The organism is Pseudonocardia alaniniphila (assembly GCF_022524485.1).
GTDB classification, from domain to species: domain Bacteria; phylum Actinomycetota; class Actinomycetes; order Mycobacteriales; family Pseudonocardiaceae; genus Pseudonocardia; species Pseudonocardia alaniniphila.
Genome location: NZ_JAKXMK010000043.1, coordinates 13,150 through 35,430, shown reverse-complemented (window position 1 = coordinate 35,430; position 22,281 = coordinate 13,150). Strand labels below are relative to the sequence as shown.

The window sequence follows — 22,281 nt, the reverse complement described above, 5'->3', positions numbered from 1 at the left end:
TGTGTTCGCGTCCCACACGCTGATGATCGCGTTCACGCTCGTGTTCGCCGTGACGGGCCTGTACTCACTGGTTCGGTTCGCCGGGCTGGTCTCCGGCGCGGCGACCGACGGTGACCGTGTCGCGGAGCTGACGCACCTGTTGATGAGCTTGGCGATGATCGCCATGACGTGGGCATACAGCGGCGGCCCGGACACCGCGAGCGGAATCCTGCAGATCGTGGTCTTCGGCCTGCTCGGGCTGTGGTTCCTGGGCCGTATCGCCAGGCCCGAACCCGGACACGGCCGCATCGCGACGGCCTACCACCTCGTCATGTCGGCCGCGATGGTGTGGATGGTCGCCGCCATGCCCGTTCTGATGAGCGGATCCGGCATGCGCATGGACATGTCGTCGGGAGGCGGCGCGCACGCTGACCACGCCTCGATGGCGGGCATGGACGACATGCCGGGAATGCACAGCGCGAACGGTCCTGACGGGATGGATATGAGTGCCGTGGGCGGGCCGCCGACCTGGGCTCGTGTGGTCACCTACGCGTTCGTCGTACTTCTGGTCGCCGCGATGGCGATGTGGTCGTCTCGGCTGTTCCGGCCGGCTGCTGCGCAGGTCTCCCCGTCCGACGTCCGGTCGTCCGTGCCGGCCTCCGGCGCAGCGACAGCCGTCATCACCCGAACCGCATCATCCGGTGTCGCGCAACTGACCGGACCCCGGCTCGACGCCGCTTGCCACCTGCTGATGAGCCTCGGCATGGCCGCAGCGCTGCTCGCCATGCGCTGAGCAGCCTCCCCCCGTTCTCGACCGGATCGATGGGCCGCTCCGTCGCGGCCGGTGCGTCCATGTCCCCCACCCCCGACCAGAAGGCCGGCGATGTCCGAGATCCTCGATCACCCGACACCCGGCGGTTCCGCGCCACAACCGCCGATGTCGACAGCCCCACAAGCCCGCGGACGCAGCGCATGGTGGTGGTCCGGCTTGCGGCCGCTGGTGTTGCGGCTGCATTTCTATGTCGGGCTGTTCGTCGGGCCGTTCCTGCTGGTGGCCGCAGTGACGGGGTTGGCGTACACCGTCACGCCTCAGCTCGAACAGCTCGTACACCACCAGGAGCTCACCGTCCCGATCCGGGATCAGCGGGTGGACCTGCAACGGCAGGTCGCCGCGGCGGCCGCCGCGGTGCCGGCCGGCACGATCACCGAGATCCGGCCGCAGAGCACTCCCGACGGCACCACGCGGGTCTCCTTCGATGCGCCCGGAGTCCGTGACGGATACACGCGCACCGCTTTCGTCGACCCCTACACCGGCGAGGTCCGCGGCGTGCTGGACACCTTCGGGGAATGGCTCCCGGTCCGGGCGTGGTTCGACGAGCTGCACCGCACACTGATGCTGGGCGACGTCGGCCGCGTCTACAGCGAGCTGGCCGCGAGCTGGCTCGGCGTACTCGCGCTGAGCGGCCTCACCCTCTGGTGCGTCCGCCACCGCAACCGCCTCCGGGTCCGCCGCACGCTGCTGCCGCAGGGATCAGCGCGAGGCCTCACCCGCTTGCGCTCCTGGCACGGGTCCGTCGGGCTGTGGGCGGCCATCGGCATGCTGTTCCTGTCCGCGACCGGCCTGACCTGGTCGCAGTTCGCCGGCACCAACGTCTCCGATCTGCGGGAGGCCCTGAACTGGTCGACTCCCTCGGTCAGCCAGACCCTGTCCGGGGGCACCGCCGGCCACGGTTCGTCGGGCACCGATCCGGCGCAGATGGCCGGCACGGCCGACCGCGTGCTGACCGCGGCCCGAGCGGCCGGGTTGTCCGACCCGGTCGCCATCACTCCCGGCGACGGCGAGGCCTGGGTCGTCAAGCAGGTACAGCGGTCGTGGCCGGAGAAGCAGGACGCCGTCTCCGTCGACCCCACGACCGGCGCGATCGTCGACGAGCTGCGCTTCGCGGACTGGCCACTCGCGGCGAAGCTCGCCCGCTGGGGCATCGACACACACATGGGCCTGCTGTTCGGCGTCGCCAACCAGATCATCCTCGCCGTCCTCGCCCTCGGCATCATCTGCCTCGTCGTCTGGGGCTACCGGATGTGGTGGCTGCGCCGCCCCACCCGCAGCGCCGCGATGCCCGGCCCGGCCGGCAACCAGCGACCGGGCACCGGCGCCGTGCTCGTGGTCGGGCTCGTCGCCGTGGCCGCCGGAGTCTTCCTCCCGGTCCTCGGCGTGTCCCTGCTCGCGTTCCTGCTCGCCGACGCCATGTGGATGCACTACAGATCCCGACCCGCGGGACACGGCGTGTGACCAGCCTCATGAAAGAACGCTGATCCGACAACCCCGGCCTTTCTCACGGGTCAGGCGCCCTTCCTGCTGAGCCCTCCGACGAGCAAGCCCTGTGACCGACGTACGACCGTTGCCGGAGGTGATGGCGGCAGCGACTGCGTGACGTTGCAGTCGCTGCCGCCGCCGCTGCGTGGTCTCGGAACGACCCAATCGGTCGAGCGCACTTCTGAACCAGGCTGATTGCCCGTCGTCGCGGTACGAGCGAGCGCCCGGCCGCGTCGTCGTTCTCGACCATGCCCGCGTCGCGGACGGGACCCCCCGCGGACTCGATCTGGCGCGCGGAGCAGGCCGCCAGCTCGCCAGCTCATGCGCGTACTTGGCAGTTGCAGATAACTTGCAATAAGGTGGCCGAGAGCTGATGCCGCCCGATAGGGCCGAGACCGGAAGCGCTACCCGCTCGTCGGGCCGCCCTCGTCCGCAGGGCGGACAGCCTTCCCAGCGACTCGACCTCGGGAACGGGCCATGGAATCTCACGAGGACGACCACCAGCTGCTGGTCACCCCGGCTGCGACCGCCGACACGTTCGACCGCACCACGGCACGGCGGGCGCCGATGATGATCGTTGATCAGGTTCGAGCTCTGATGCGCGCGGGACTGCTGGTCGCGGGAGATCGCCTACCGTCGGAGCGCGAGCTCGGCGACCGGTTCGGTGTCAGTCGGGTCACCGTGCGGGAGGCCCTGCGCACGCTGGAGACGCACGGGCTGGTCACAATCCGGGTCGGCATTCATGGTGGTGCGTACATCACCGCCCCGACCGGGGTCCGGGTCATCGAGAGCATCGCTGACGTGCTGGCCCTCTCGGTGAACGAGGCCGCCGACGTGGTGGAGGCGCGGCAGGCATTCGAGTTGGGGATCCTGCCGGTCGTGTGCGACCGCGCAGATCAGAACGACATCCAGGACCTGTTCGCGATCTGCGATCGCTCCGAGGCAGTCCACTCGACCAACGGCGACCTGGGATCGCTCTCGGCCGAGTTCCACATTCGCGTCGCAAGAGCGAGCCACAATGCGGCGATCGAGCTGTTGGCCCTCTCGTTCTACAGCCCCCTGCTCATGATGTCGAAACAGGCGGGCGGCCCCCCGGAGACCGGAGAGTTTCGAAGCTTCGTGAGTGCCGTCGCCGAGAAGAACGTGCGCGGCGCAGCGACCATCATGAACCGCCTCCTCGCCCACGGCGGCGTGTAGGTCGGATTCGCCCTGATCGCACCGGCCATCACGACCTGCTCTGATCAGGCGACGGTCAACGGGGCGGCTCCAGACTTGTCAGCTCCGGAGTCCCGATCGTGGAGAGATCGGCCCATTCGAGGGTGCGGTCGGCCACCACGTCGAGCAGTGGTGGATCGTGGGATATGGCAAGCACTCCGATCCCGGCCGAACGTGTTTCGGCGAGCAGCAGGTGCCAGATTCGAGCCTGGGTGACCGCGTCCAGGCTGGCGCTGATCTCGTCGGCGATGATGAACCGCGGCCGGGCCAGCAGAGCGCGTGCGAGGTTCACCCGCTGCAGCTCGCCCCCGCTGATCTCATGGGGGAACCGGTCGAGCCACTGCGGCGCGACGAGGGCCTGGTCGAGCCCGTCGATGTCCGTCCGCGACGCACCGGTCTCAGCGAGGATCTCGCGGACCGTCCACCGCGGATTGACGGCCCGCTCCGGGTGTTGCAGCACGAGCTGCACGGGATGCGCGCGCCGCGCCTGGTTGTCGGGGCGAGCGGGCGCGCCGTCGACGGTGACGCTCCCACGGTCGGGCTGTGCGAATCCGGCCAACAGGCGACCGAGGGTGCTCTTGCCCGTGCCGCTCGGGCCGCGTAGGCCGACGACCTCGCCGTCCTCGATGCGAAGGGACACCCCGCGCACGATCCAGGGCAGCCTGGTGTCGTAGCGGAACCACAGGTCGTCGGCGTGCAGCATCAGGCCTCCGTGGCCACTCGGAACCCGTTGTCCGGCAGCGCCTGCCAGAGCGCGCGACTGTGGGGATGGGCAAGCCGGGATCCGTCGCCGCTGAACGACTGTGGGTCGGCCACCTCGATCGTCCGGCCGTCGTGACAGATCACGATCCGGTCGGCGATCTCCAGCGCACCGCGCAACTCGTGGGTGATCAGGACAACGGCAGCGCCGGAGTCGGCCAGCTCCCGGAACTCGGCGAGGATCGCTCGCGCGGCCACCGGCTGCAGGCCGGGGGTCGGCTCGTCGGCGAAGATCAGACGGGGACGGCTCATCGTGGCCATCGCGACCAGGACCCGGCGGATCATGCCGCCGGAGAGCTCGTGCGGGTAGCGGCGCAGCACCTCTGGACCCAGTCCGCGCCGCTCGAGGGCTTCTGCGGCCGCCCGCCGCGGATCAGCGAGGCCTGCCAGCCGGGCCGAGCGCCGCACCTGGCGTCCGATCGGGGCGACGGGGTCAAGGAAGGTCACCGACTGCGGAAGCAGCATGATCTCGCGCCCGGCGAGCCGCCGACGAACGTCCTGGTCCGCGACTGCCCCGTCGAACACGACCGTGCCGGATTCCTGGACGTTCGGCGGGAGCAGGCCGAGCACAGCATGGGCCAGCAGGCTCTTGCCCGCCCCGCTCGCTCCGACCAGCGCCACCACCTCCCCCGCGTCGGCCGTCAGGTCCATCCCGGCCAGCGCTGTGACGACCCGGCGGTGCAGGCCCCGCTCGTACTGGACGAAGGAGACCCGGAGGTCGTCGATGCGAAGCAGCGGTGCGGTCACAGGTGGTGGCTCCTCGGGTCGAGGAGCACCCGGCAGTTCTCGCCGATCGTGTCGACCAGCTTGACCACGACAAGCAGGCACAAGCCGGGCAGCACGGCGAGCCACCAGGCGCCCGCCGTCAGGTAGCGCATCGACTCGGCGAGGAGCACCCCGATCGACGGTTCGGCCGGGTCCACTCCGAGACCGAGGAACGACAGGGCCGCCTCGTGCAGGATGGCGTGCGGGAACAGCAGCACCGTCCCGACGAGGAAGTGGCCGGCCAGGTGCGGCACCAGATGCCTGCGCGCGATCCAACCTCGGCCCTTGCCGAGGCTGCGGGCGACCGCCACGTAGTCCGACGAGACCACCTCGGCGGCCTTCCCACGCAGCACCCGCGTGAGGGTGGGCCAGTGCGTCACCGCGACGGCGATGATGACCGCCTGCGTGCCGCCACCGAGCGCGAAGGCCAGCAGGATCAGCAGCACGAGGTGCGGCAGGGCCAGGAACAGGTCGACGAGCCAGGTCACGGCACGGTCGACGAGCCTCCCCCCGACAGCTGCCGCGCAGGCCAGCACCACGGCGATCAGGGCAGAGATGACCGCCGCGGTCGTGCCGACCACGAGGCTCAGCCGCAGCCCGGAGAGCACCCGCGCAAGCATGTCGCGCCCGAGCCGGTCGGTGCCGAAGACGTGCTCCCACGAGGGGCTCAGGTTGCGGTCGGTGAGGCTGGTGGTCTGTGCGGCATCGGTCGCCAGGGTGCCGGCCACCACGACACCGAGGACGAGCATCAGCGACAGCCCGATGTAGGCCAGGGTCCGGCGGCGACGGTCTGCGAGCAGCCCGGTCCGGTCGGCGATCATGGTGTGCGCGGTCATCGAGTTCCCTCGCCGAGGGCCGGTCGGTCGACGGGCAGGCTCGTGTCGGTGCGCCTCGCCCGGTGGGTGCCTGCCGTTGCGGGGTTCCGTCCCACCCGTGGATCGAGGCGAGCGTGCACGAGGTCGCCTGCAGTGTTGCCGGCGAAGACGAACACCGTGGTGAACAGGGCGATCCCGAGCAGCAGTGGGACGTCCTGTCCCAGCGCGGCCGCCGTGGTGGCCGCTCCGAGCCCCGGGTAGGAGAAGACCTGTTCGGCGAGCACGGAGCCACCGAACAGCTCGCCGAGGGAGGCGAACTGGAGCAGCAGAGCGGGTGCGGCCGCGTTGCGCAGCACCCGGTGCACGACGAGCCCCAACGTCGACTCGCCCTGCGCCCGCGCGAAAGCGACGTAATCGCCGGCCATGGCTTCGATCACCGCGTGCCGGGTGTGCAGAACCACCGGGGCGATCCCGACGATGGACAGCGTCACGGCCGGGAGGATCAGGTGGTGCAGCCGGTCCAGCAGGCTCACCTCGCCGGCCAGTGTTCCGACCGGCACCGCGCAGCACAGCGGCGTCCACTGCAGCGACACCGAGAACACGTAGAGCAGGAGCAGCCCCACCCAGAACGTCGGCGCCGAGGCCAGGGTGTAGGCCCACCAGCAGATCACGCGGTCGGCCAACCGGCCACGGCGGACCCCGGCGATCACCCCGAGCCCGAACCCGATCACCCCGGACAACAACCAGGCCACCGCCATCAACGCGAGGCTGGTCAGGAACTTCTCGCCGATCACGTCGGCGACCGGCTGGTTGAAGGTCGACGACCAGCCCAGATCGCCCTGCACGATCTGCCCGAGCCAGGCGCCGAACCGCTCCAGCGGTGGGTCGTCGAGGCCCCAGCGCTCGGCGATCTGCGCCCGCTGCTCCGGCCCGATCGCTGCCACGTCGGCGCCGACGTAGGCGTTGACCGGGTCGACCGGGGAGTTGACCATCAGGACGAACGAGGCCGTGGCAACCGCGACCAGCAGCAGTGCCAGCCGCCCGAGGCGCGAGAGGACGAACCGGCCCGCCGCCACCCACCTCGCGGACGGGCCGGTGTTCAGCAGGTCCAACGCCAGCCTGTGATCCCGGCCGTGATCGGCCATCCGTGCCCGTGCGGCTCGATCTGAGGCTTGCCGATGTCCAGGCACTCGTCGACGTAGTAGGTGTGCTGGAGGTTGACCAGCCACGCCCACGCCGCGTCGCCCGCCGGCCCGAAGCCTTGACCGTTCGCATCGAGTTGCGCGGCCTTCCAGAACGCCATGGCGGCCTGCGGATCGGTGGCGCCCAGAGCCGCGTCGAGGTTGGCGTCGACGCTCGCGTTCGCGTAGAAGCCGGGATTCCAGTACTCGATTCCGGCCTGCTTCGAGGAGTACAGGTTGTACATCTCGGTCGGGTCGTGGCTCCCCCAGCCGAACAGCACCGCGTCGGCATGCAGCCGCGAGTCGATCACATCCCAGCTGACACCGTTGGTGACAACCTCGATACCGACCGGGCGGAGCATGTCGGCAGCCGACAGCGCGAGCCCCTGGCGCAGGGTGTCCTCCGCCGGGTACAGCAGGCTGAACGCGGCCCGCACCCCTCCTCTCTCACGGATGCCGTCGCCGTCCGTGTCGGCCCAACCCGCTGTGTCCAGGATCGCGCTCGCCCGCGCCGGGTCGTAGCCGGTGATCGCTGATCTCGGCTCGTACCACGGCAGCCCGTCCACCGGACCGGTCGCCGGCGATCCGTAGCCCTCCAGCACGCCGTCGACAAGGGCCTGCCGGTCGATCGCGTAGTTGACGGCCCGCCGGATTGCGAGATCGGCGGTGACGTTGTTGCCGATCGGCTGGCCATCGGCGGTGGTCCGCCCGGTGTCGGGGACGGTGGGGAACATGATCCCCCGGTTGTCCACCGACGTCACCGGCACGAGCCGCATCCCCGCCACCGTGGCGGTGGCCAGCGACGACGGCACCGCCGCCATGTCCACCTGACCCGCACTCGCGCTCGCCATCGTGGCGTCCTCGCCCGTGAACACGAAGACGATCCGTTCGAACGCGGGCTTCGTGCCGTAGTAATCGTCGTTGCGCTCGACGATCAGCTGCTGGCCCTGGTCCCACTGGACGAACCGGAACGGGCCGGAGCCCACCGGGTTGCGGGCGTAGTCGGGACCGTGCGCGTGCTGCGGCACGATCCCGAGCGAGACCAGCCGGTTGACGAACGTGCTCTGCGGCCGGATCAGCCGCAGCTCCACCGTGTCGCCGTCGATCGCAACGGCCTCCCGCAGCACCGTGACGTCGGTGAGGCCACCGCTCCTGCTGGCAGCGGTGAAGCTGTACGCGACGTCCTGAGCGGTGACCGGCGAACCGTCGGTGAACCTCGCGTCGCCACGAACGTCGACCGTCCACACGAGACCGTCCGGGCTCACCGTGTATCCGGTGGCGAGATCGTTGACGATGTTCAGGTCCGCATCGCGTGTCAGCAGCGTCGACTGGAACAACGGCGAGCCGTAGCGGCCCCAGCCGAGCGTGGGGTCGTAACCCTCTTCGGACTCGCCCCCGATCGCCAACCTCAGCTCGGTCGGAGCGGGTCCACCACCGGACGGGCTCCCTCCGCCCGCGCACGCCGAGGACACCAGCACCACCACCATGAGCGCGAGCATCGCGCGCGTCGCCCGCAACAGCCCGACAGCCGGCATGCAACTCCCCCCAGACGACATCACCACGCAACGGAGAGCATCGGCAGGACGGCCCGCGGATCGGGTTAGCCCACCGAGCCGCTCACAGAGCGAGCGGGACTCGCCGCTGCACGACGAGCCCCGCAGACGCTCCGATGTCGAGCTGCCAGAACGATCACCGGAGCAGGCCCTGATGCTCTCAGCCCAAAGCGGCTGTTGCAAGTTCTTGGCAACTACCTTGTGCTGGCGAGGCGTGTAGTGATCGGCTGCACGGAACCGGCAGGGGTCGGCCATGGCCGCGCCGGGTGCAGGCCGTCGAACGAGAGGACTGCGGTGCCACGCCTCCAGCCGGCCAGGCCCCAGGATGCGCCGCTGCCGGCCGCGCTGAACGAACAGTTGATCGTGGACGAGGGCCACGAGAACCCGCCGCGGGGCGAGCAGTTGGCGGCCGCCGATCTAGCAATCAGACGCCGGGCGCACGCGCCGGCCCCGGTCACGCGGCTTGCCCCCTACCGGATGGTGAACGGCCTCGGGCCGCCGCCGATCCGCACGGTGGGCAAACCGCAGCGGAGCACCCAACTCCGGGAACCACCGGAACGCCTGGGCATGTCGCTCCCAGTCGCAGCCCGAACACTCCGACGACACGTGTGTCTCCAGCACCGACATCACACCACTGCATCCATCTGGTATTTGCAAATCGTCTGCAGCTAGCGTGCCGTGCCGGTGACACCGTTGTCGAGGACTGTGTGGCCCGCCCCTCGACGTACATGCCGCCTGATCGTCACTGGGCACCGAGGACGAGCGACCTCCGCCGTTGGCGGCCTCAGGATGCAAGCAATAGGTTGTTGCCAGCTACTTGTGACTGATGGCGACCACTCGAGCTGCCGGAGGACCCGACATGGCCCAGTACACGCTTCCCGATCTCCCCTACGACTACAGCGCGCTGGCACCGCACATCGCGCCCGAGATCATGGAGCTGCACCACTCCAAGCACCATCAGACCTACGTGACCGCGCTCAACGGCGTGCTCGACAAGCTCGCGGCGGCCCGCGACAGCGGGAACTTCGACGCGATCGTCGGACTCGAGAAGACACTCGCGTTCAACCTGGGCGGCCACGTCAACCACTCGATCTTCTGGAACAACCTCTCCCCCGACGGCGGCGACAAGCCCGACGGCGAGCTCGCCGCGGCCATCGACGACGCCTTCGGGAGCTTCGACGCCTTCCAGGCCCACTTCACCTCGGCCGCCACCACGATCCAGGGCTCCGGCTGGGCCATCCTCGGCTGGGACGCCCTCGGCGGCCGGTTGCTGATCCACCAGCTCTACGACCAGCAGGCCAACCTGCCCGCCGGCCAGATCCCGCTGGTCATGCTCGACATGTGGGAGCACGCCTTCTACCTGCAGTACAAGAACGTCAAGCCCGACTACGTCAAGGCCTGGTGGAACGTCGTGAACTGGGCCGACGCCCAGAACCGCTTCCAGGCGGCGCGCTCGGGCGCGGGCAGCCTGATCACGGTCTGAACGACCGGCTGCCGGGTGGCGCCTCGGCGTCGGTCGAGGCGCCACCCGCACGGCCGCACAGGCCTTGCCCGATATCGACGTCGTTCTTGTTGCACCGGAGGATCGTGACCTCCACCGGAGGTGGTGGGAGCGGCGAGACGCCGCCCCCACCACCCGGAGGTTCGCGCTACTCGGATGCGACGGGAAGTCGCATCCAGCGCGATTCCGCCTGCTGTCAGCTGCAGCCGCTGGTGGAGCCGCAGCCCTCGCAGAGGTAGCAGGAGCCCGCCGGACGCATCTTCGTGCCGCAGGTCATGCACAACGGCGCGTCGGCGGCCTTGCCCAGCCGCAGCTCCAGAAGCTCGGTGGAGCTGCCGACCTCGACCGGAGCGGGCGCGGCGCCCGGGGTGTGCTCGGCCTCCTCGGCCGCCGGTGCGGCGTCGACCGAGGACCGCAGGCCCTCCACGTCGACCTCGCCGTAGCCCGTGGAGTAGTCGGTGCCCGCCACCTGCTTGGTGCGCTCGTCGGCGGAGAAGATGCCGAGCTGCGCGCGCTTCTCGTAGGGCAGGTGGTCCAGCGCGAGCCGCCGGAACAGGTAGTCGAGCACGCTCGTGGCGATGCGGACGTCCGGGTCGTCGGTCATCCCGGCGGGCTCGAACCGCAGGTTGGAGAACTTCGAGACGTAGAACTCGAGCGGGATGCCGTACTGCAGGCCCACCGAGATCGACATCGAGAAGGCGTCCATGACACCGGCCAGGGTGGACCCCTGCTTGCCGAGCTTGACGAAGATCTCGCCGAGCCCGTTGTCCGGGTAGGACCCCGCCGTCAGGTAGCCCTCGGCGCCACCGACGGTGAAGGAGACCGTCTCGCTGGGGCGCTTCTTCGGCAGCCTGCGGCGCACCGGACGGGCCTCGACCGGGGCGGGGGCCTCGGCCTTCTCGGTGGCCTTGGCCGACTTGCCCGCCGAGAGCGGCTGGCCGACCTTGCAGTTGTCCCGGTAGATCGCGAGCGCCTTCAGGCCGAGCTTCCAGCCCTCGAGGTAGATCTTCTCGACGTCCTCGACGGTGGCCACCTCGGGCATGTTGACCGTCTTGGAGATCGCCCCGGACAGGAACGGCTGCACCGCCGCCATCATCCTGACGTGGCCCATCGGCGCGATGGACCGCTCGCCCATGGCGCAGTCGAACACCTCGTAGTGCTCGTGGCGCAGCCCGGGCGCGTCGATGACATGACCGTGCTCGCCGATGTACTCCACGATCGCCTCGACCTGCTCGTGCTGGTATCCCAGCTTCACGAGCGCCCGCGGCACGGTCTGGTTGACGATCTGCATGGAGCCACCGCCGACCAGCTTCTTGAACTTGACCAGCGCCAGGTCGGGCTCGATGCCGGTGGTGTCGCAGTCCATCATCAGGCCGATGGTGCCGGTGGGAGCGAGCACCGAGGCCTGTGCGTTGCGCCATCCGTTGCGCTCCCCGATCGCGAGGCACTCCTTCCAGGTGCTCGTTGCGAGCTTGTGGACCGGGCTGCTCGCCGGGAAGGTGCGGACGTCGTCGTTGGCCGCCGCGTGCTTGCGGATCACGCGCTGGTGCGCCTCGGCGTTGCGGGCGTAGCCGTCGTAGGTGCCGACGACGCCGGCGAGCTCGGCCGAGCGCTTGTAGGCCGCACCGGTCATCAGCGAGGTGATGGCCGCGGCGAGGGCCTGGCCGCCCTCGGAGTCGTACGCGTGGCCGGTGGCCATCAGGAGTGCGCCGAGGTTGGCGTAGCCGATGCCCAGCTGGCGGAACTTGCGCGTGGTGTCGGCGATCGGCTCGGTGGGGAAGTCGGCGAAGCAGATCGAGATGTCCATCGCGGTGATGATCAGCTCGACGGCCTTCCGGAACCGCGCCGCGTCGAACTGGCCGTTGTCGCCGAGGAACTTGAGCAGGTTCAGCGAGGCGAGGTTGCAGCTGGAGTTGTCCAGGTGCATGTACTCCGAGCACGGGTTGGACGCGGAGATCCGGCCAGACTCGGGACAGGTGTGCCAGTCGTTGATCGTGCCGTCGTACTGGATGCCCGGGTCGGCGCACTCCCACGCCGCCTGCGCGATGGTGCGGAAGAGCTTCTTCGCCGGAACCCGGTCGATGACCTCTCCGGTCATGCGAGCACGCAGCCCGAACTCGCCGTCGGCCTCGACGGCGCGCATGAACTCGTCGGTGACACGCACCGAGTTGTTGGCGTTCTGGTACTGCACCGACGTGATGTCGCTGCCGCCGAGGTCCATGTCGAAGCCCGCGTCGCGCAGCACGCGGATCTTCGCCTCCTCCTTGGCCTTGGTGGCGACGAACTCCTCGATGTCGGGGTGGTCGACGTCGAGGACGACCATCTTCGCCGCGCGGCGCGTGGCGCCCCCGGACTTGATGGTGCCCGCGCTGGCGTCCGCACCGCGCATGAACGACACCGGGCCGGAGGCCGTGCCGCCCGAGGACAACAGCTCCTTGGACGAGCGGATACGCGACAGGTTGAGCCCCGCGCCGGAACCGCCCTTGAAGATCAGCCCCTCCTCGCGGTACCAGTTGAGGATCGACTCCATCGTGTCGTCGACGGCGAGGATGAAACAGTTGTGCACCCGCAGGCCAGCGGCGAGAAACTCGCCGGACTCCGTCTGGATGTCGTAGACCTCCTGCTCGCCGCGCTCCTCGATCCGTGCGATCTCGAGTCGCTTCACAGCGCGGGCCGAGAGACCGGGAAGCTCGAACGACTCTTCGAGCTTTGCCTCCTTGACAGGATCGATGAACCCGATCTCGTCAGCGAAGGCGCGGCGGTCGCCGGCGTTCTGGATGCGGATGCACCACAGGTCGTGCCGATCGGGCCGAGGTTCGGTCTTGCGTCCCACGCGGGCAAAGATCCCGAACCGGCCGAGCAGGGCCTGGACGCCGCGGATCAGCTGTTCGCTGATCATGTCCATTCCGACGAGCGTGGAGCTCTCACGCCTCGACACGTATCCCTCCGCCTGGAACAGGCTACGGAGGTAGCAGGCGACGACAGGCAGCGGAGCCGTGAAGAGATGGGCGGGCACTGTCATCTCGACACCGCGCGTCCGCAGCCCCCAGCGATCGACGAACTCGGAGAGCACGTCTCCGTAGAGGCGTGTGCGCCGGCAGTCGAGCGAAGTGTCCTGAGTGGCCACCTTGCGCTCGTGGCGGTGCACCCCCGGGAACACCGCGTCGAGGGCAGCTCCGACCCAGACCCGCTCGGCCTCGGTGACCGTCATCGCCTCGATCGTGAGCGATCGGTTGGTGCCCGTCTCGTACCGGCCGACGAACCCGTCGCTCTGCAGCCAACCGGCCAGCGACGCCTCCGCGAGCTGGGCGACCTCGATCACCGACTCGCCGTACGAGTGTGTGCGGTGCCATTCAAGCTGGTCGCCCGGGCGCAGCGTCCCTGCCTCGACCCAGCGGCCCGTGCCGGGCCCGGTGCTCTTCCACACCACGTGGTCGGGCGTGACGTCGAGCTGGTGGCCCGCCTTCGTGTGCAGCCGGATGACCTCGCGCACCCCGTTGGCCTTGGTGGCGACGACGCTGGTGAGTCCGTGCGCGTCGAACACCTTCGTGCCGACGGCGTCGCGCTCGACCAACTCGCCGATCGGGACGAGGCCGGCCGGAGTGCTGACCATGGCGTCGTACGGAAGACAGGCGCTGACCTGCTGCGGAGAGTTCGTGCCAACGTTGAACCACACCGGCGAGTTGAAGCTGAACACCTGGTGCAGCAGCATCCAGGTGAGCTCCTGGGCGAAGACCTCGGCGTCCTCCTCGGTGGCGAAGTAGCCGTGCTCCAGGCCCGAGCGGTGGTAGACGCCGACGACCCGGTCGATCAGCTGCCGCAGGCTCGACTCCCGTTGGGGCGAGCCGGCAGCGCCACGGAAGTACTTGCTGGTGACGATGTTGGTGGCGTTGACGGACCAGAAGTCGGGGAACTCGACGCCGCGCTGCTCGAAGTTGACCGTGCCGTCACGCCAGTTGGTCATGACGACGTCGCGGCGCTCCCAGCTGACCTCGTCGTAGGGATGGACACCCGGCGTGGTGTAGATCCGCTCGACGGTGAGGGCCGCCGCCCTGCCCGACTTGCCCTGGGCTTTCTTCCCTCGCCCTGATGCCGTTCCGACGGTCTCGGTCATGCTCTCCCTCTCCTGCGCGCTGCCGGTGGCTGGGTCACCGGCGCGCGTTGCGAATGCTTCGGCTTGCTGTGCGGGGTGTGCAGATGTGTTCTCGGTCGATGCCCGGACGGCGGCGGCTCGAATGGAGCGAGGCGCCGGGGTGCGGGACTTCAGTCGGCGGCTTGACCGCTGCCGGGCGTGCGGAGCTCGGCGATCTCCTTCTCGAAGTCCTCGATGGACGAGAAGGAGCGGTACACGCTCGCGAACCGGAGGTAGGCGACCTCGTCGAGCTCGCGCAGCGGGCCGAGGATGGCGAGCCCGACCTCGTGACTCGGGATCTCGGCGGTGCCGCCCGCACGGACGGCCTCCTCGACGCGGTGGGCGAGCTTCTGCAGCGCGTCCTCGTCGACGGGGCGACCCTGGCAGGCTCGGCGAACTCCGTTGACGACCTTCTCGCGACTGAACGGCTCGGTGACCCCGCTGCGCTTGACGACGGCGAGCACGGCCTCCTCGACCGTGGTGAACCGACGACCACACGCCGCGCAGGACCTTCTGCGCCGCGTGGCCTGGCCGTCGTCGACCTCACGGGAGTCGATCACGCGACAGTCCGAGTACCGGCAGAACGGGCAGCGCATCGGACCGATCCCTTCCCCACAGTTCTCCCGGCGCGAACGCCGCGAGACCCACCCCCGTGAACGAACAACACGAGTGTAACCACAACATGTAGGGGTGGGGGAAGCCGGAGGCCCCATACGTGCCGCCATCTGTCCTCCTAACGAGTACCAGCAGTACTCGGTGCGGCGCGGCGGACGCCGAGTGTCAACCCTGTGGCACGCGCAGTACCTGGCCGGGGTGCAGCTGCACCGAAGTGAGGGAGTTGGTGGTGACGATCCGCTCCGTGAGCGCCGCCAGCTGGGGCCCCGACGCCGTGGGCGCAACGCCACGAGCCACCTCCCAGACGGTGGCCTCGGGCCCCACGGTGACCGTGGTGGCGACCGCAACGGCCGGGCCACCACCCACGTCAGCCCGGGACTCGGCCACGACACCGCCCAGCTGCCCGAGCCCGACCACGACCGCCGCAGCGACCACGGTGAGACCCGTGGCGGCCAGCGCGCGGCGCACCCTGATCCGAAGCGGCAGCCCAGCACCGCCACCCCGAACCCGCCGCGCCAGCAGCCGCTGCCCCGACGAGAGCAGCCGCACCGCAGGCCACGCCGGACGTGGCAGCGCGGCCGGCCGCACGATGATCGGCACCGCCACCGGGCGCACCGGGCGCGGACCACGCGACCCCCTCCGCCGCCCGTGCCATGCGGACCCGCCGACCCTCCGGCGGTCGGCAGCGCGAAACCGCCGCTCGGCCCGTGCCGCGGCGGCATCACCCGGGCCGTCCGGCCGGTCGTCCGGCTCGACGACGCGAAAGCGCGACCACTGCACCCCCGGCGGTGTCAACGTCGCCACCCGCCCGTCACCCGACGTCTGAAGGCGTCCCCCACCGGAACGAATCTCGGCCGGCCGCCCGATCTCGTCGTGCTCGTTCATCGCCGCCTCGCCTCTCAACGTTGTGCCAATCAACGCCGTGCTCGTCGAGCAGCCCCACCGCTGCCCGCGCGACTCAAACAACCGTTCGAACGAACGTCTGTGCGATGTCTACCACCGGGCACCGACAGAATCGAGAAAAGTGGGCGTGTCGTTCGAACATGCGTTTGGCGGAGGACGGGATCGGGGCTACCGTCGTGCCGACCACAACGGACACCGCGTCGCAACCACGCCAGCGCGAGAAGGCCGCCGGCAGCGACCACCGAGGAGGCACGACGAATGGCACGGGACGAGCCCGGCACCGGGGCCGGTAGCGAGGCCGGCCCGGACACACCCGGCGGCGTCAACGCGACGCTGAACGGCAGGTCGGCACAGGTCAGCACGTTCCCCGACCCCCCGACCAACCCGGCGGGGCTCACCCCCCGCCAGCGCAAGGTGCTCGAGGTGATCCGCGACTGGGTCGAACGGTTCGGCTACCCGCCGAGCGTGCGGGAGATCGGTGACGCCGTGGGCCTCACCTCCACCTCCTCGGTGCACCACCAGCTGCGCACCCTGGAACGCAAGGGCTACCTGCGCCGGGATCCCAACCGCACGCGCGCGGTGGACGTGCGGGGGCCGGACGACACGCCGGTCAGCGACGACGTCGTGACCGCGGGCACGGTCACCACCGAGAGCACCACCTCCGACGAGCTCCGCCCGGCACCCGCCTTCGTGCCGCTCCTGGGCAACATCGCGGCTGGTGGGCCGATCCTCGCCGAGCAGGCCGTCGAGAGCGTGTTCCCACTCCCCCGCGAGATCGTCGGCGAGGGCACGCTCTTCCTGCTGAACGTCCGTGGCGACTCGATGATCGAGGCCGCGATCACCGATGGCGACTGGGTGGTCGTCCGGCAGCAGCCCGTGGCCGAGAACGGCGAGATCGTCGCCGCGATGATCGACGGCGAGGCCACGGTCAAGACGTTCAAGCGGCGCGACGGGCACGTGTGGCTGATGCCGGCCAACCCGGCGTACGACCCGATCGCGGGCGACGACGCCACCGTGCTCGGCCGTGTGGTGGCGGTTCTGCGCAGGCTCTGACAGCAGCCCGGGCAACCGGGCGCTACGGGTCCCGGCTCAGCGACGGCGCAGGGCGATCGCCCCCGCCAGCATCAGGAGAACCCCCGCGACGGCGCCTCCGCCGAGGGCGGCAGGCAGCCACGGCGGGGTGGGCTCGTCCGCCGCCTCCGGCGCGCGGACGGGCGCCGAGGGACCGTTGGTCCCAGCGCGCGCGGCGGCGAGTGCCACCGCTCCCGGCACGGCGCGGAGCTCACCGGTGGCTCCGCGGCTCTCCGACCCTGACAGCAGCGTGCCGTCGCGGTCGAACGCCAGCGCCTCGCCTTGCGGCTCGTCAGGCAGCGGCACGCGCACGGGCGTGCCGCTGAGCGCGCCGACGAAGTCTCCCCGGGATACGGGGTAGAGCCAGGCGTCGGTGTAGGTGCGCAGGGCGACCACCGAGCCGTCCACACTGACCGCGGCCCCGGTCACCACGCGCGATCCGATCTCTCCGACCGGTCCGCCCTTCGTGTCCGACGACGGCAACGTCACCTCGCCGACGCGTACCAGCGGGGTGGGTCCGGCGCCCTCGGGCACCTGGGCAGTGCGGTACACACCGGCCGGGCGCCCCACCTCCTTGGTGATCACGACGGGGCGGCCACGCGCGTCGATCAGCAGGGCCTCCGCATCGTGCGGACCGTCGGGGTAGGTGAGCCGGTGCAGCCGGCTCTCCCCCTGCGGCGGCAGCACCACCACGGCGACGGTGTCGCGGCGCCGCTCGTTGTCGCCGGTGTCGGCCACCCACAAGGACTCGTCCGGGCCGACGGCCAGATCCTCGGGGTCGAATGGGTTCACCCCCGCGCTCCGCGAGTCGACCACGGCGCACGTGTCCGGATCGATCTGGTGCAACTCGACGCGGGTGCCCCCGTCGCTCATCGCCCACAGCGCATTGCTCGCGACGGCCAAGCCCGACAGCTCGGCGAGCCGCGGATCCTCCACGGCACACTTCACCTGCGGAGCGGCTGGTGGACCGGCCAGGGACACCGTCAGGACCCCTGCCATGAGCAGTCGGATCAGTGTGCGGCGCCGTCCTCGAGGGGGACACCGGCGAGCGCGAAGGGCAGCACGGCCGTGGCCAGCTCGGCACCGACCCTGGCGCGCAGCCGGGTGCCGTGCGGGGTGTGGTCCTCCGCCAGCACCTCGCCCTCCGAGTGGATCCGGGCCACCAGCGAACCCTGCACGTAGGGAACCAGGAGCTCCACGTCGACCTCGGGCCGCGGCAGCAGCTCGGCGAGCCGCTCGCGCAGCTTCTCCACTCCGTCGCCACGACGGGCCGAGACGAACACGGCGTCCGGGAGCAGGTGGCGCAGCCTCGCGAGCTGCAGGTCGCCTGCCGCGTCCGTCTTGTTGACGACGAGCAGCTCCTTGGGCATCGCGCCCGCGTGCTCCTCGCCGATCTCGACGAGCACCTGGCGGACCGCCTTGATCTGGTCCTCCGGGAGCGGGTCGGACGCGTCGACCACGTGGACGAGCAGGTCGGCGTCAGCCGTCTCCTCCAGCGTGGACCGGAACGCCTCGACGAGCTGGTGCGGCAGGTGCCGCACGAACCCGACGGTGTCGGTCAGCGTGTAGGTGCGTCCGTCGGCGGTGGAGGTGCGGCGCGTGGTGGGGTCGAGGGTGGCGAACAGCGCGTCCTCGACGAGCACACCGGCGCCCGTGAGCGCGTTGAGCAGGCTCGACTTGCCGGCGTTGGTGTAGCCGACGATCGCCACCGACGGGACCTCGTTGCGGTTTCGGGAGCCGCGCTGGGTGGCCCGCACCTGCCGCATCCCGGCGATCTCGCGCCGGAGCTTCGTCATGCGATGGCGGATGCGGCGACGGTCGAGCTCGATCTTGGTCTCACCGGGGCCACGGCCACCGATACCGACGCCGCCTGCGGCGCGGCCACCGACCTGGCGCGACAGCGACCCACCCCAACCACGCAGGCGCGGGAGCAGGTAGGACAGCTGTGCGAGCTCCACCTGCGCCTTGCCGTCCTTGGAACGGGCGTGCTGGGCGAAGATGTCGAGGATCAGGCCGGTGCGGTCGATCACCTTGACCTTGAGCTTCTCCTCCAGCTGACGCAGCTGGCCGGGCGAGAGCTCGCCGTCGCAGATCACGGTGTCGGCGCTCGCGGAGACCACGGAGTCGCGTAGCTCGTCGACCTTCCCGGTGCCGATGAAGGTGGCCGGATCGGGCTTGGAACGGCGCTGGATCAGGCCGTCGAGCACCTGGGAGCCGGCGGTCTCGGCCAGGCGCGCCAGCTCGATGAGCGAGGCCTGGGCCTGCTCGGCGCTGCCTTCGGTCCAGACCCCGACGAGCACGACGCGTTCGAGGCGCAGCTGCCGGTACTCGACCTCGGTGATATCGGTGAGCTCGGTGGACAGCCCCGCCACGCGGCGCAGAGATGTGCGCTCCTCGAGATCGAGGTCGCCTCGTGTGGCGTCGGCGGAACGAGCGTCGGCGCCGTAACGGCGCGGCTCACCAGTGGTGGCGGACAGGACGGGTTTAGTCATCGTGGGATTCATGCTCCCATGCCAACGCCCCGGCTGTCTGGTTTGTTTCTACGCGGAACATCGCGTGTCGGATGCGGTCAGCTGCTCACCCGAGCGGGCTCCTGGCCTGCGGCCTCCCACCATGACCTGGTCAGCTCGCCGTGGGCCACGAGAACGGCAGGTCCGTGCAGCACGGTGGTGGCGGCCTCGACGGTGACCCGGAGGCGGCCGCCGAGGGTGTGCACGGCGACCGTGCCGGTGTGGCGGCCGGTGTCGCGCAGCGCGGCCACGACTGCGGCGACCGTGCCGGTGCCGCAGGAGCGCGTCTCCCCCACACCCCGCTCGTGCACACGCATCGTCAGCTCTCCGTCGGGACCCCCGCCGGCCGCGACGAGCGGGGAGACGAATTCGACGTTCACCCCGTGAGGGAACAGCGCTCGGTCGTAGCCGGGGGCGACGGTGAGATCGAGCGCGGCGATGTCGTGGCCGGTGACGCACGCCAGGTGGGGGTTGCCGACGTCCACGGCCACACCGGGGAAGAACGCGCCGTCGACGCTCGCGGTGCTGGACTCCCCGACGATCGCGGGCCCCATGTCCACCGAGATCTCACCGTCGGGGCTCGTGGGATCCATCCGGACGACGCGCACGCCGCTGCGGGTGCCCACCGGTGTCTCGCCGCCGCTGAGCCAGCCGGCGTGGGCGAGGTAGCGGGCGAAGACGCGCACGCCGTTGCCGCACATCTCGACGACCGTGCCGTCGGCGTTGCGGTAGTCCATGAACCACTCGACGCCCGGCACCGGAGCGGGTGCGTCCGTCAGCGCCGCCCAGCGCACCACGCGCAGCACACCGTCGGCGCCGAGGCCGCGGCGGCGGTCGCAGAGCGCGGCGACCCTGGCGGGGGTGAGGTCCAGGGTGGCGTCGGGGTCGGGCAGCACGACGAAGTCGTTCTCGGTGCCGTGGCCCTTGCTGAACTGCACGTCACGAGCCTACTTGGGCCGCCAGCACGGCCATGGCGCGGCCGAGGAGGCCGGGGGCGGCGGCGTCGAGCCAGTGGATGCGGGAATCGCGACGGAACCAGGAGCGCTGGCGGCGCACGAACCTGCGGGTGGCGCGAACCGTCTCCGCCGCGGCGCAGGAGTGGTCTCCCGCTCCGTCGAGAGCGGCGATCACCTGCTGGTAGCCCAGCGCACGTGACGCGGTGAGCCCGTCACGCAACCCCTGGCCGAGCAGCCCGCGGGTCTCGTCGACGAGCCCGGCGGCGAACATCCGCGCGACCCTGCGTGCGACGCGGGCGTCGAGGTCGGCGGTGTCGCGTTCCACCCCGAGCATCACCGCGCCGTAGCGGGGCGCACCGCCTGCGGGCAGCCGCGCCGGGAACGGGCGGCCGGTCAGGGCGATCACCTCCAGGGCCCGCACGATCCGCCTGCCGTTCGTGGGCAGCACGACCGCGGCCGCCTCCGGGTCGACCTCGGCGAGCCGGGCGTGCATCGCCTCGGGCCCGCGCTCGTCCAGCTCGGCCGAAAGCGCCGCGCGCAGCTCCGGATCGGTGCCGGGGAACTCCAGCTCGTCGACGACGGCCTGCACGTACAGGCCGGAGCCGCCGACGAGCACCGCGGTGCGGCCGGCCGCGCGAAGTCGCTCCACCACCTCCCGCGCCGCGCGCTGGTAGGCCGCGACGGACGCGACCTGCGTGACGTCGAGGACGTCGATCAGGTGGTGCGGGATGCCGGCGCGTTCGGCCGGTGAGAGCTTCGCGGTGCCGATGTCGAGGCCGCGGTAGAGCTGCATGGCGTCGGCGTTGACGACCTCACCACCCAGCTCGGCCGCCAGCGCGAGGCCCAGGTCGGACTTGCCCGTCGCCGTCGGCCCGACGACGGCGACCAGTGGTGGCGCGTTCACCGCAACGGCGCCCAGACCGCCACGTGGTAGGCCACGCCGTACGGGATCGACGAGTGCAACAGCTCCCCACGCCACCGGCCTCCGGCGGCCGCGGCGGCGAGCACCTGCCACGGCGCGCGACCCGCGGCGAGCAGCGCGGTGGCGAGTCCGGCGTCGAGGTGGGCCAGCACGTCGGTGTCGGCGTCCCGCAGGGCCGCCGCGACGGCCGCGTCGAACGGACCCGCGCGCTCGTCGAGCAGGCCGGGGAGCCTTTCGCTGTGGGTCGCGGCGCCGTCCCCGACGACGAGCAGGCCGACCGGCTCCGGGTCGGCCACGGCCTCGGCGGCGAGCGCGGCACCGAGCGCCGCACACGAGGCCGGGGTTTCGCCGGGAGCGACGAGCTCACCCCGGATGCCGGCCGGGACGCCCGCGGCCGCCGCCATCCATCCGGCGATCAGCAGCGGCAGCGGGAGCTCGGGGTCGATCGGCGCAGCGGCCGAGGCGGGATCGAGCTGCACCGTGACGTCGACTCCGAAGCCGGCGAAGCTGCCGCGGGCAGGCGGCCTGATGGTGCGCCTGCCACCCGCATCGGCGCCCACCACGATCCACCGCTGCGAGGCCGCCCCCAGACACACGGCCGCGCCGACGCACGCCGCCCGTAGCTCTGCTGTCTCGGCTGCCGCACCCGTCGCCAGCTCGGGAACGAGCAGGGGCGGTTCGGGCACGACGGCGACCAACGACAGCACGGTCGAAGCCTAGGCTGCAGTTCTCGACCAGCACGTTCGGGCGCGACTCGCCGATTGGTACAGGCCGCTGGCTGCGCAGCGCCCGCGCGGGTTGTTCCGGTCGGCCCGCCGAACTGTTTCAATCGCGGGACGACCAGCGGTCACGAGGACCGGGAACGGTCGCTGTGCACGGCTCCGCCCACGGGCGGGGCGCCCGCCGTCCGCGGCGGGCCGAAGCAAGGAGGACGACGGTGTCGGAGCAGCAGGGGACGGAAACGCCACACACGGCCACAGAGGGCGAGGCCACCGGGCCCACCACCGAGGTCGAGCAGGCGGCAGCGGCGCAGCCGGCGGCCCAGGAGCAGTCGGTTCCGGCAGGTGATGCGGACGCTGATCCAACC

General features: G+C 70.8%; 18 protein-coding genes. 5 read left to right on the top strand and 13 right to left on the bottom strand.

The window, feature by feature from the left end:
- The first annotated feature begins 1 nt into the window (after nucleotide 1).
- From MMF94_RS37540 to MMF94_RS37530, 3 genes are all read left to right on the top strand, one after another.
- Nucleotides 2-772 (top strand): DUF5134 domain-containing protein, encoded by a 771-nt coding sequence (locus MMF94_RS37540; protein WP_241042236.1) that lies wholly within the window; start codon nucleotides 2-4, stop codon nucleotides 770-772.
- Between the two features lie 195 nt (nucleotides 773-967).
- Complete coding sequence (locus MMF94_RS37535; protein WP_241042235.1) at nucleotides 968-2,272, top strand: PepSY-associated TM helix domain-containing protein; 1,305 nt, start codon at nucleotides 968-970, stop codon at nucleotides 2,270-2,272.
- A 501-nt stretch (nucleotides 2,273-2,773) separates the two neighbouring features.
- Nucleotides 2,774-3,493, top strand: coding sequence for a FadR/GntR family transcriptional regulator (locus MMF94_RS37530; RefSeq protein ID WP_241042234.1), 720 nt, complete (start codon nucleotides 2,774-2,776; stop codon nucleotides 3,491-3,493).
- 55 nt (nucleotides 3,494-3,548) lie between these two features.
- Here MMF94_RS37530 and MMF94_RS37525 read toward each other — a convergent pair whose 3' ends face one another.
- The 5 genes from MMF94_RS37525 to MMF94_RS37505 are packed head-to-tail and all read right to left on the bottom strand — an operon-like array spanning nucleotide 3,549 to nucleotide 8,566.
- Complete coding sequence (locus MMF94_RS37525; protein ID WP_241042233.1) at nucleotides 3,549-4,214, bottom strand: ABC transporter ATP-binding protein; 666 nt, start codon at nucleotides 4,212-4,214, stop codon at nucleotides 3,549-3,551.
- On the bottom strand, nucleotides 4,214-5,017 hold the full coding sequence (locus MMF94_RS37520) for an ATP-binding cassette domain-containing protein (RefSeq protein WP_241042232.1): 804 nt from the start codon (nucleotides 5,015-5,017) through the stop codon (nucleotides 4,214-4,216). Before MMF94_RS37520 ends, MMF94_RS37525 begins: the two co-directional genes overlap by 1 nt.
- Nucleotides 5,014-5,871 (bottom strand): ABC transporter permease, encoded by an 858-nt coding sequence (locus MMF94_RS37515; RefSeq protein WP_241042231.1) that lies wholly within the window; start codon nucleotides 5,869-5,871, stop codon nucleotides 5,014-5,016. Before MMF94_RS37515 ends, MMF94_RS37520 begins: the two co-directional genes overlap by 4 nt.
- Nucleotides 5,868-6,962 (bottom strand): ABC transporter permease, encoded by a 1,095-nt coding sequence (locus MMF94_RS37510; RefSeq protein ID WP_241042230.1) that lies wholly within the window; start codon nucleotides 6,960-6,962, stop codon nucleotides 5,868-5,870. The genes MMF94_RS37515 and MMF94_RS37510 overlap by 4 nt, the downstream gene beginning before the upstream one ends.
- On the bottom strand, nucleotides 6,950-8,566 hold the full coding sequence (locus MMF94_RS37505; RefSeq protein ID WP_241042229.1) for an ABC transporter substrate-binding protein: 1,617 nt from the start codon (nucleotides 8,564-8,566) through the stop codon (nucleotides 6,950-6,952). The genes MMF94_RS37510 and MMF94_RS37505 overlap by 13 nt, the downstream gene beginning before the upstream one ends.
- A gap of 877 nt (nucleotides 8,567-9,443) precedes the next feature.
- On the opposite strand from MMF94_RS37505, the gene MMF94_RS37500 reads away from it, so the two are divergent.
- Entirely contained in the window at nucleotides 9,444-10,067 is a 624-nt protein-coding gene (locus MMF94_RS37500) for a superoxide dismutase (RefSeq protein ID WP_241042228.1), read from the top strand.
- 214 nt (nucleotides 10,068-10,281) lie between these two features.
- On the opposite strand, the gene MMF94_RS37495 is transcribed toward MMF94_RS37500, so the two are convergent.
- The 3 genes from MMF94_RS37495 to MMF94_RS37485 form a co-directional block, all read right to left on the bottom strand.
- Nucleotides 10,282-14,199 carry a vitamin B12-dependent ribonucleotide reductase gene (locus tag MMF94_RS37495; RefSeq protein WP_241042227.1) on the bottom strand — a complete coding sequence of 1,306 codons (3,918 nt, stop codon included), beginning with the start codon at nucleotides 14,197-14,199 and terminating at the stop codon, nucleotides 10,282-10,284.
- Between the two features lie 149 nt (nucleotides 14,200-14,348).
- Nucleotides 14,349-14,813 carry a transcriptional regulator NrdR gene (gene nrdR, locus MMF94_RS37490; RefSeq protein WP_241042226.1) on the bottom strand — a complete coding sequence of 155 codons (465 nt, stop codon included), beginning with the start codon at nucleotides 14,811-14,813 and terminating at the stop codon, nucleotides 14,349-14,351.
- A 184-nt stretch (nucleotides 14,814-14,997) separates the two neighbouring features.
- A complete protein-coding gene (locus tag MMF94_RS37485; RefSeq protein ID WP_241042225.1) occupies nucleotides 14,998-15,717 on the bottom strand; it encodes a hypothetical protein in 720 nt (239 codons plus the stop codon).
- Between the two features lie 276 nt (nucleotides 15,718-15,993).
- Here MMF94_RS37485 and lexA point away from each other — a divergent pair, with 276 nt between their 5' ends.
- Nucleotides 15,994-16,788 (top strand): transcriptional repressor LexA, encoded by a 795-nt coding sequence (gene lexA / locus MMF94_RS37480; RefSeq protein ID WP_241042224.1) that lies wholly within the window; start codon nucleotides 15,994-15,996, stop codon nucleotides 16,786-16,788.
- Between the two features lie 36 nt (nucleotides 16,789-16,824).
- On the opposite strand, the gene MMF94_RS37475 is transcribed toward lexA, so the two are convergent.
- The 5 genes from MMF94_RS37475 to MMF94_RS37455 form a co-directional block, all read right to left on the bottom strand.
- Complete coding sequence (locus MMF94_RS37475) at nucleotides 16,825-17,805, bottom strand: hypothetical protein (protein WP_241042223.1); 981 nt, start codon at nucleotides 17,803-17,805, stop codon at nucleotides 16,825-16,827.
- Between the two features lie 11 nt (nucleotides 17,806-17,816).
- Nucleotides 17,817-19,298, bottom strand: a complete 1,482-nt coding sequence (gene hflX, locus MMF94_RS37470) for a GTPase HflX (protein ID WP_241042222.1) — start codon at nucleotides 19,296-19,298, stop codon at nucleotides 17,817-17,819.
- A 77-nt stretch (nucleotides 19,299-19,375) separates the two neighbouring features.
- Complete coding sequence (dapF, locus tag MMF94_RS37465; RefSeq protein ID WP_241042221.1) at nucleotides 19,376-20,254, bottom strand: diaminopimelate epimerase; 879 nt, start codon at nucleotides 20,252-20,254, stop codon at nucleotides 19,376-19,378.
- A 1-nt stretch (nucleotide 20,255) separates the two neighbouring features.
- On the bottom strand, nucleotides 20,256-21,176 hold the full coding sequence (gene miaA, locus MMF94_RS37460) for a tRNA (adenosine(37)-N6)-dimethylallyltransferase MiaA (RefSeq protein ID WP_241042220.1): 921 nt from the start codon (nucleotides 21,174-21,176) through the stop codon (nucleotides 20,256-20,258).
- Nucleotides 21,173-21,901, bottom strand: a complete 729-nt coding sequence (locus MMF94_RS37455) for a class III extradiol ring-cleavage dioxygenase family protein (protein ID WP_241042219.1) — start codon at nucleotides 21,899-21,901, stop codon at nucleotides 21,173-21,175. The genes miaA and MMF94_RS37455 overlap by 4 nt, the downstream gene beginning before the upstream one ends.
- Between the last annotated feature and the right edge of the window lie 380 nt (nucleotides 21,902-22,281).

Excerpts from the sequence above, each read along its gene's own strand:
- MMF94_RS37530 (WP_241042234.1), top strand. The coding sequence starts at position 2,774 with ATGGAATCTCACGAGGACGACCACCAGCTGCTGGTCACCCCGGCTGCG.
- MMF94_RS37525 (WP_241042233.1), bottom strand. The coding sequence starts at position 4,214 with ATGCTGCACGCCGACGACCTGTGGTTCCGCTACGACACCAGGCTGCCC.
- MMF94_RS37515 (WP_241042231.1), bottom strand. The coding sequence starts at position 5,871 with ATGACCGCGCACACCATGATCGCCGACCGGACCGGGCTGCTCGCAGAC.
- MMF94_RS37505 (WP_241042229.1), bottom strand. The coding sequence starts at position 8,566 with ATGCCGGCTGTCGGGCTGTTGCGGGCGACGCGCGCGATGCTCGCGCTC.
- MMF94_RS37500 (WP_241042228.1), top strand. The coding sequence starts at position 9,444 with ATGGCCCAGTACACGCTTCCCGATCTCCCCTACGACTACAGCGCGCTG.
- MMF94_RS37495 (WP_241042227.1), bottom strand. The coding sequence starts at position 14,199 with ATGACCGAGACCGTCGGAACGGCATCAGGGCGAGGGAAGAAAGCCCAG.
- nrdR (WP_241042226.1), bottom strand. The coding sequence starts at position 14,813 with ATGCGCTGCCCGTTCTGCCGGTACTCGGACTGTCGCGTGATCGACTCC.
- MMF94_RS37485 (WP_241042225.1), bottom strand. The coding sequence starts at position 15,717 with ATGAACGAGCACGACGAGATCGGGCGGCCGGCCGAGATTCGTTCCGGT.
- lexA (WP_241042224.1), top strand. The coding sequence starts at position 15,994 with ATGGCACGGGACGAGCCCGGCACCGGGGCCGGTAGCGAGGCCGGCCCG.
- MMF94_RS37475 (WP_241042223.1), bottom strand. The coding sequence starts at position 17,805 with ATGGCAGGGGTCCTGACGGTGTCCCTGGCCGGTCCACCAGCCGCTCCG.
- hflX (WP_241042222.1), bottom strand. The coding sequence starts at position 19,298 with ATGACTAAACCCGTCCTGTCCGCCACCACTGGTGAGCCGCGCCGTTAC.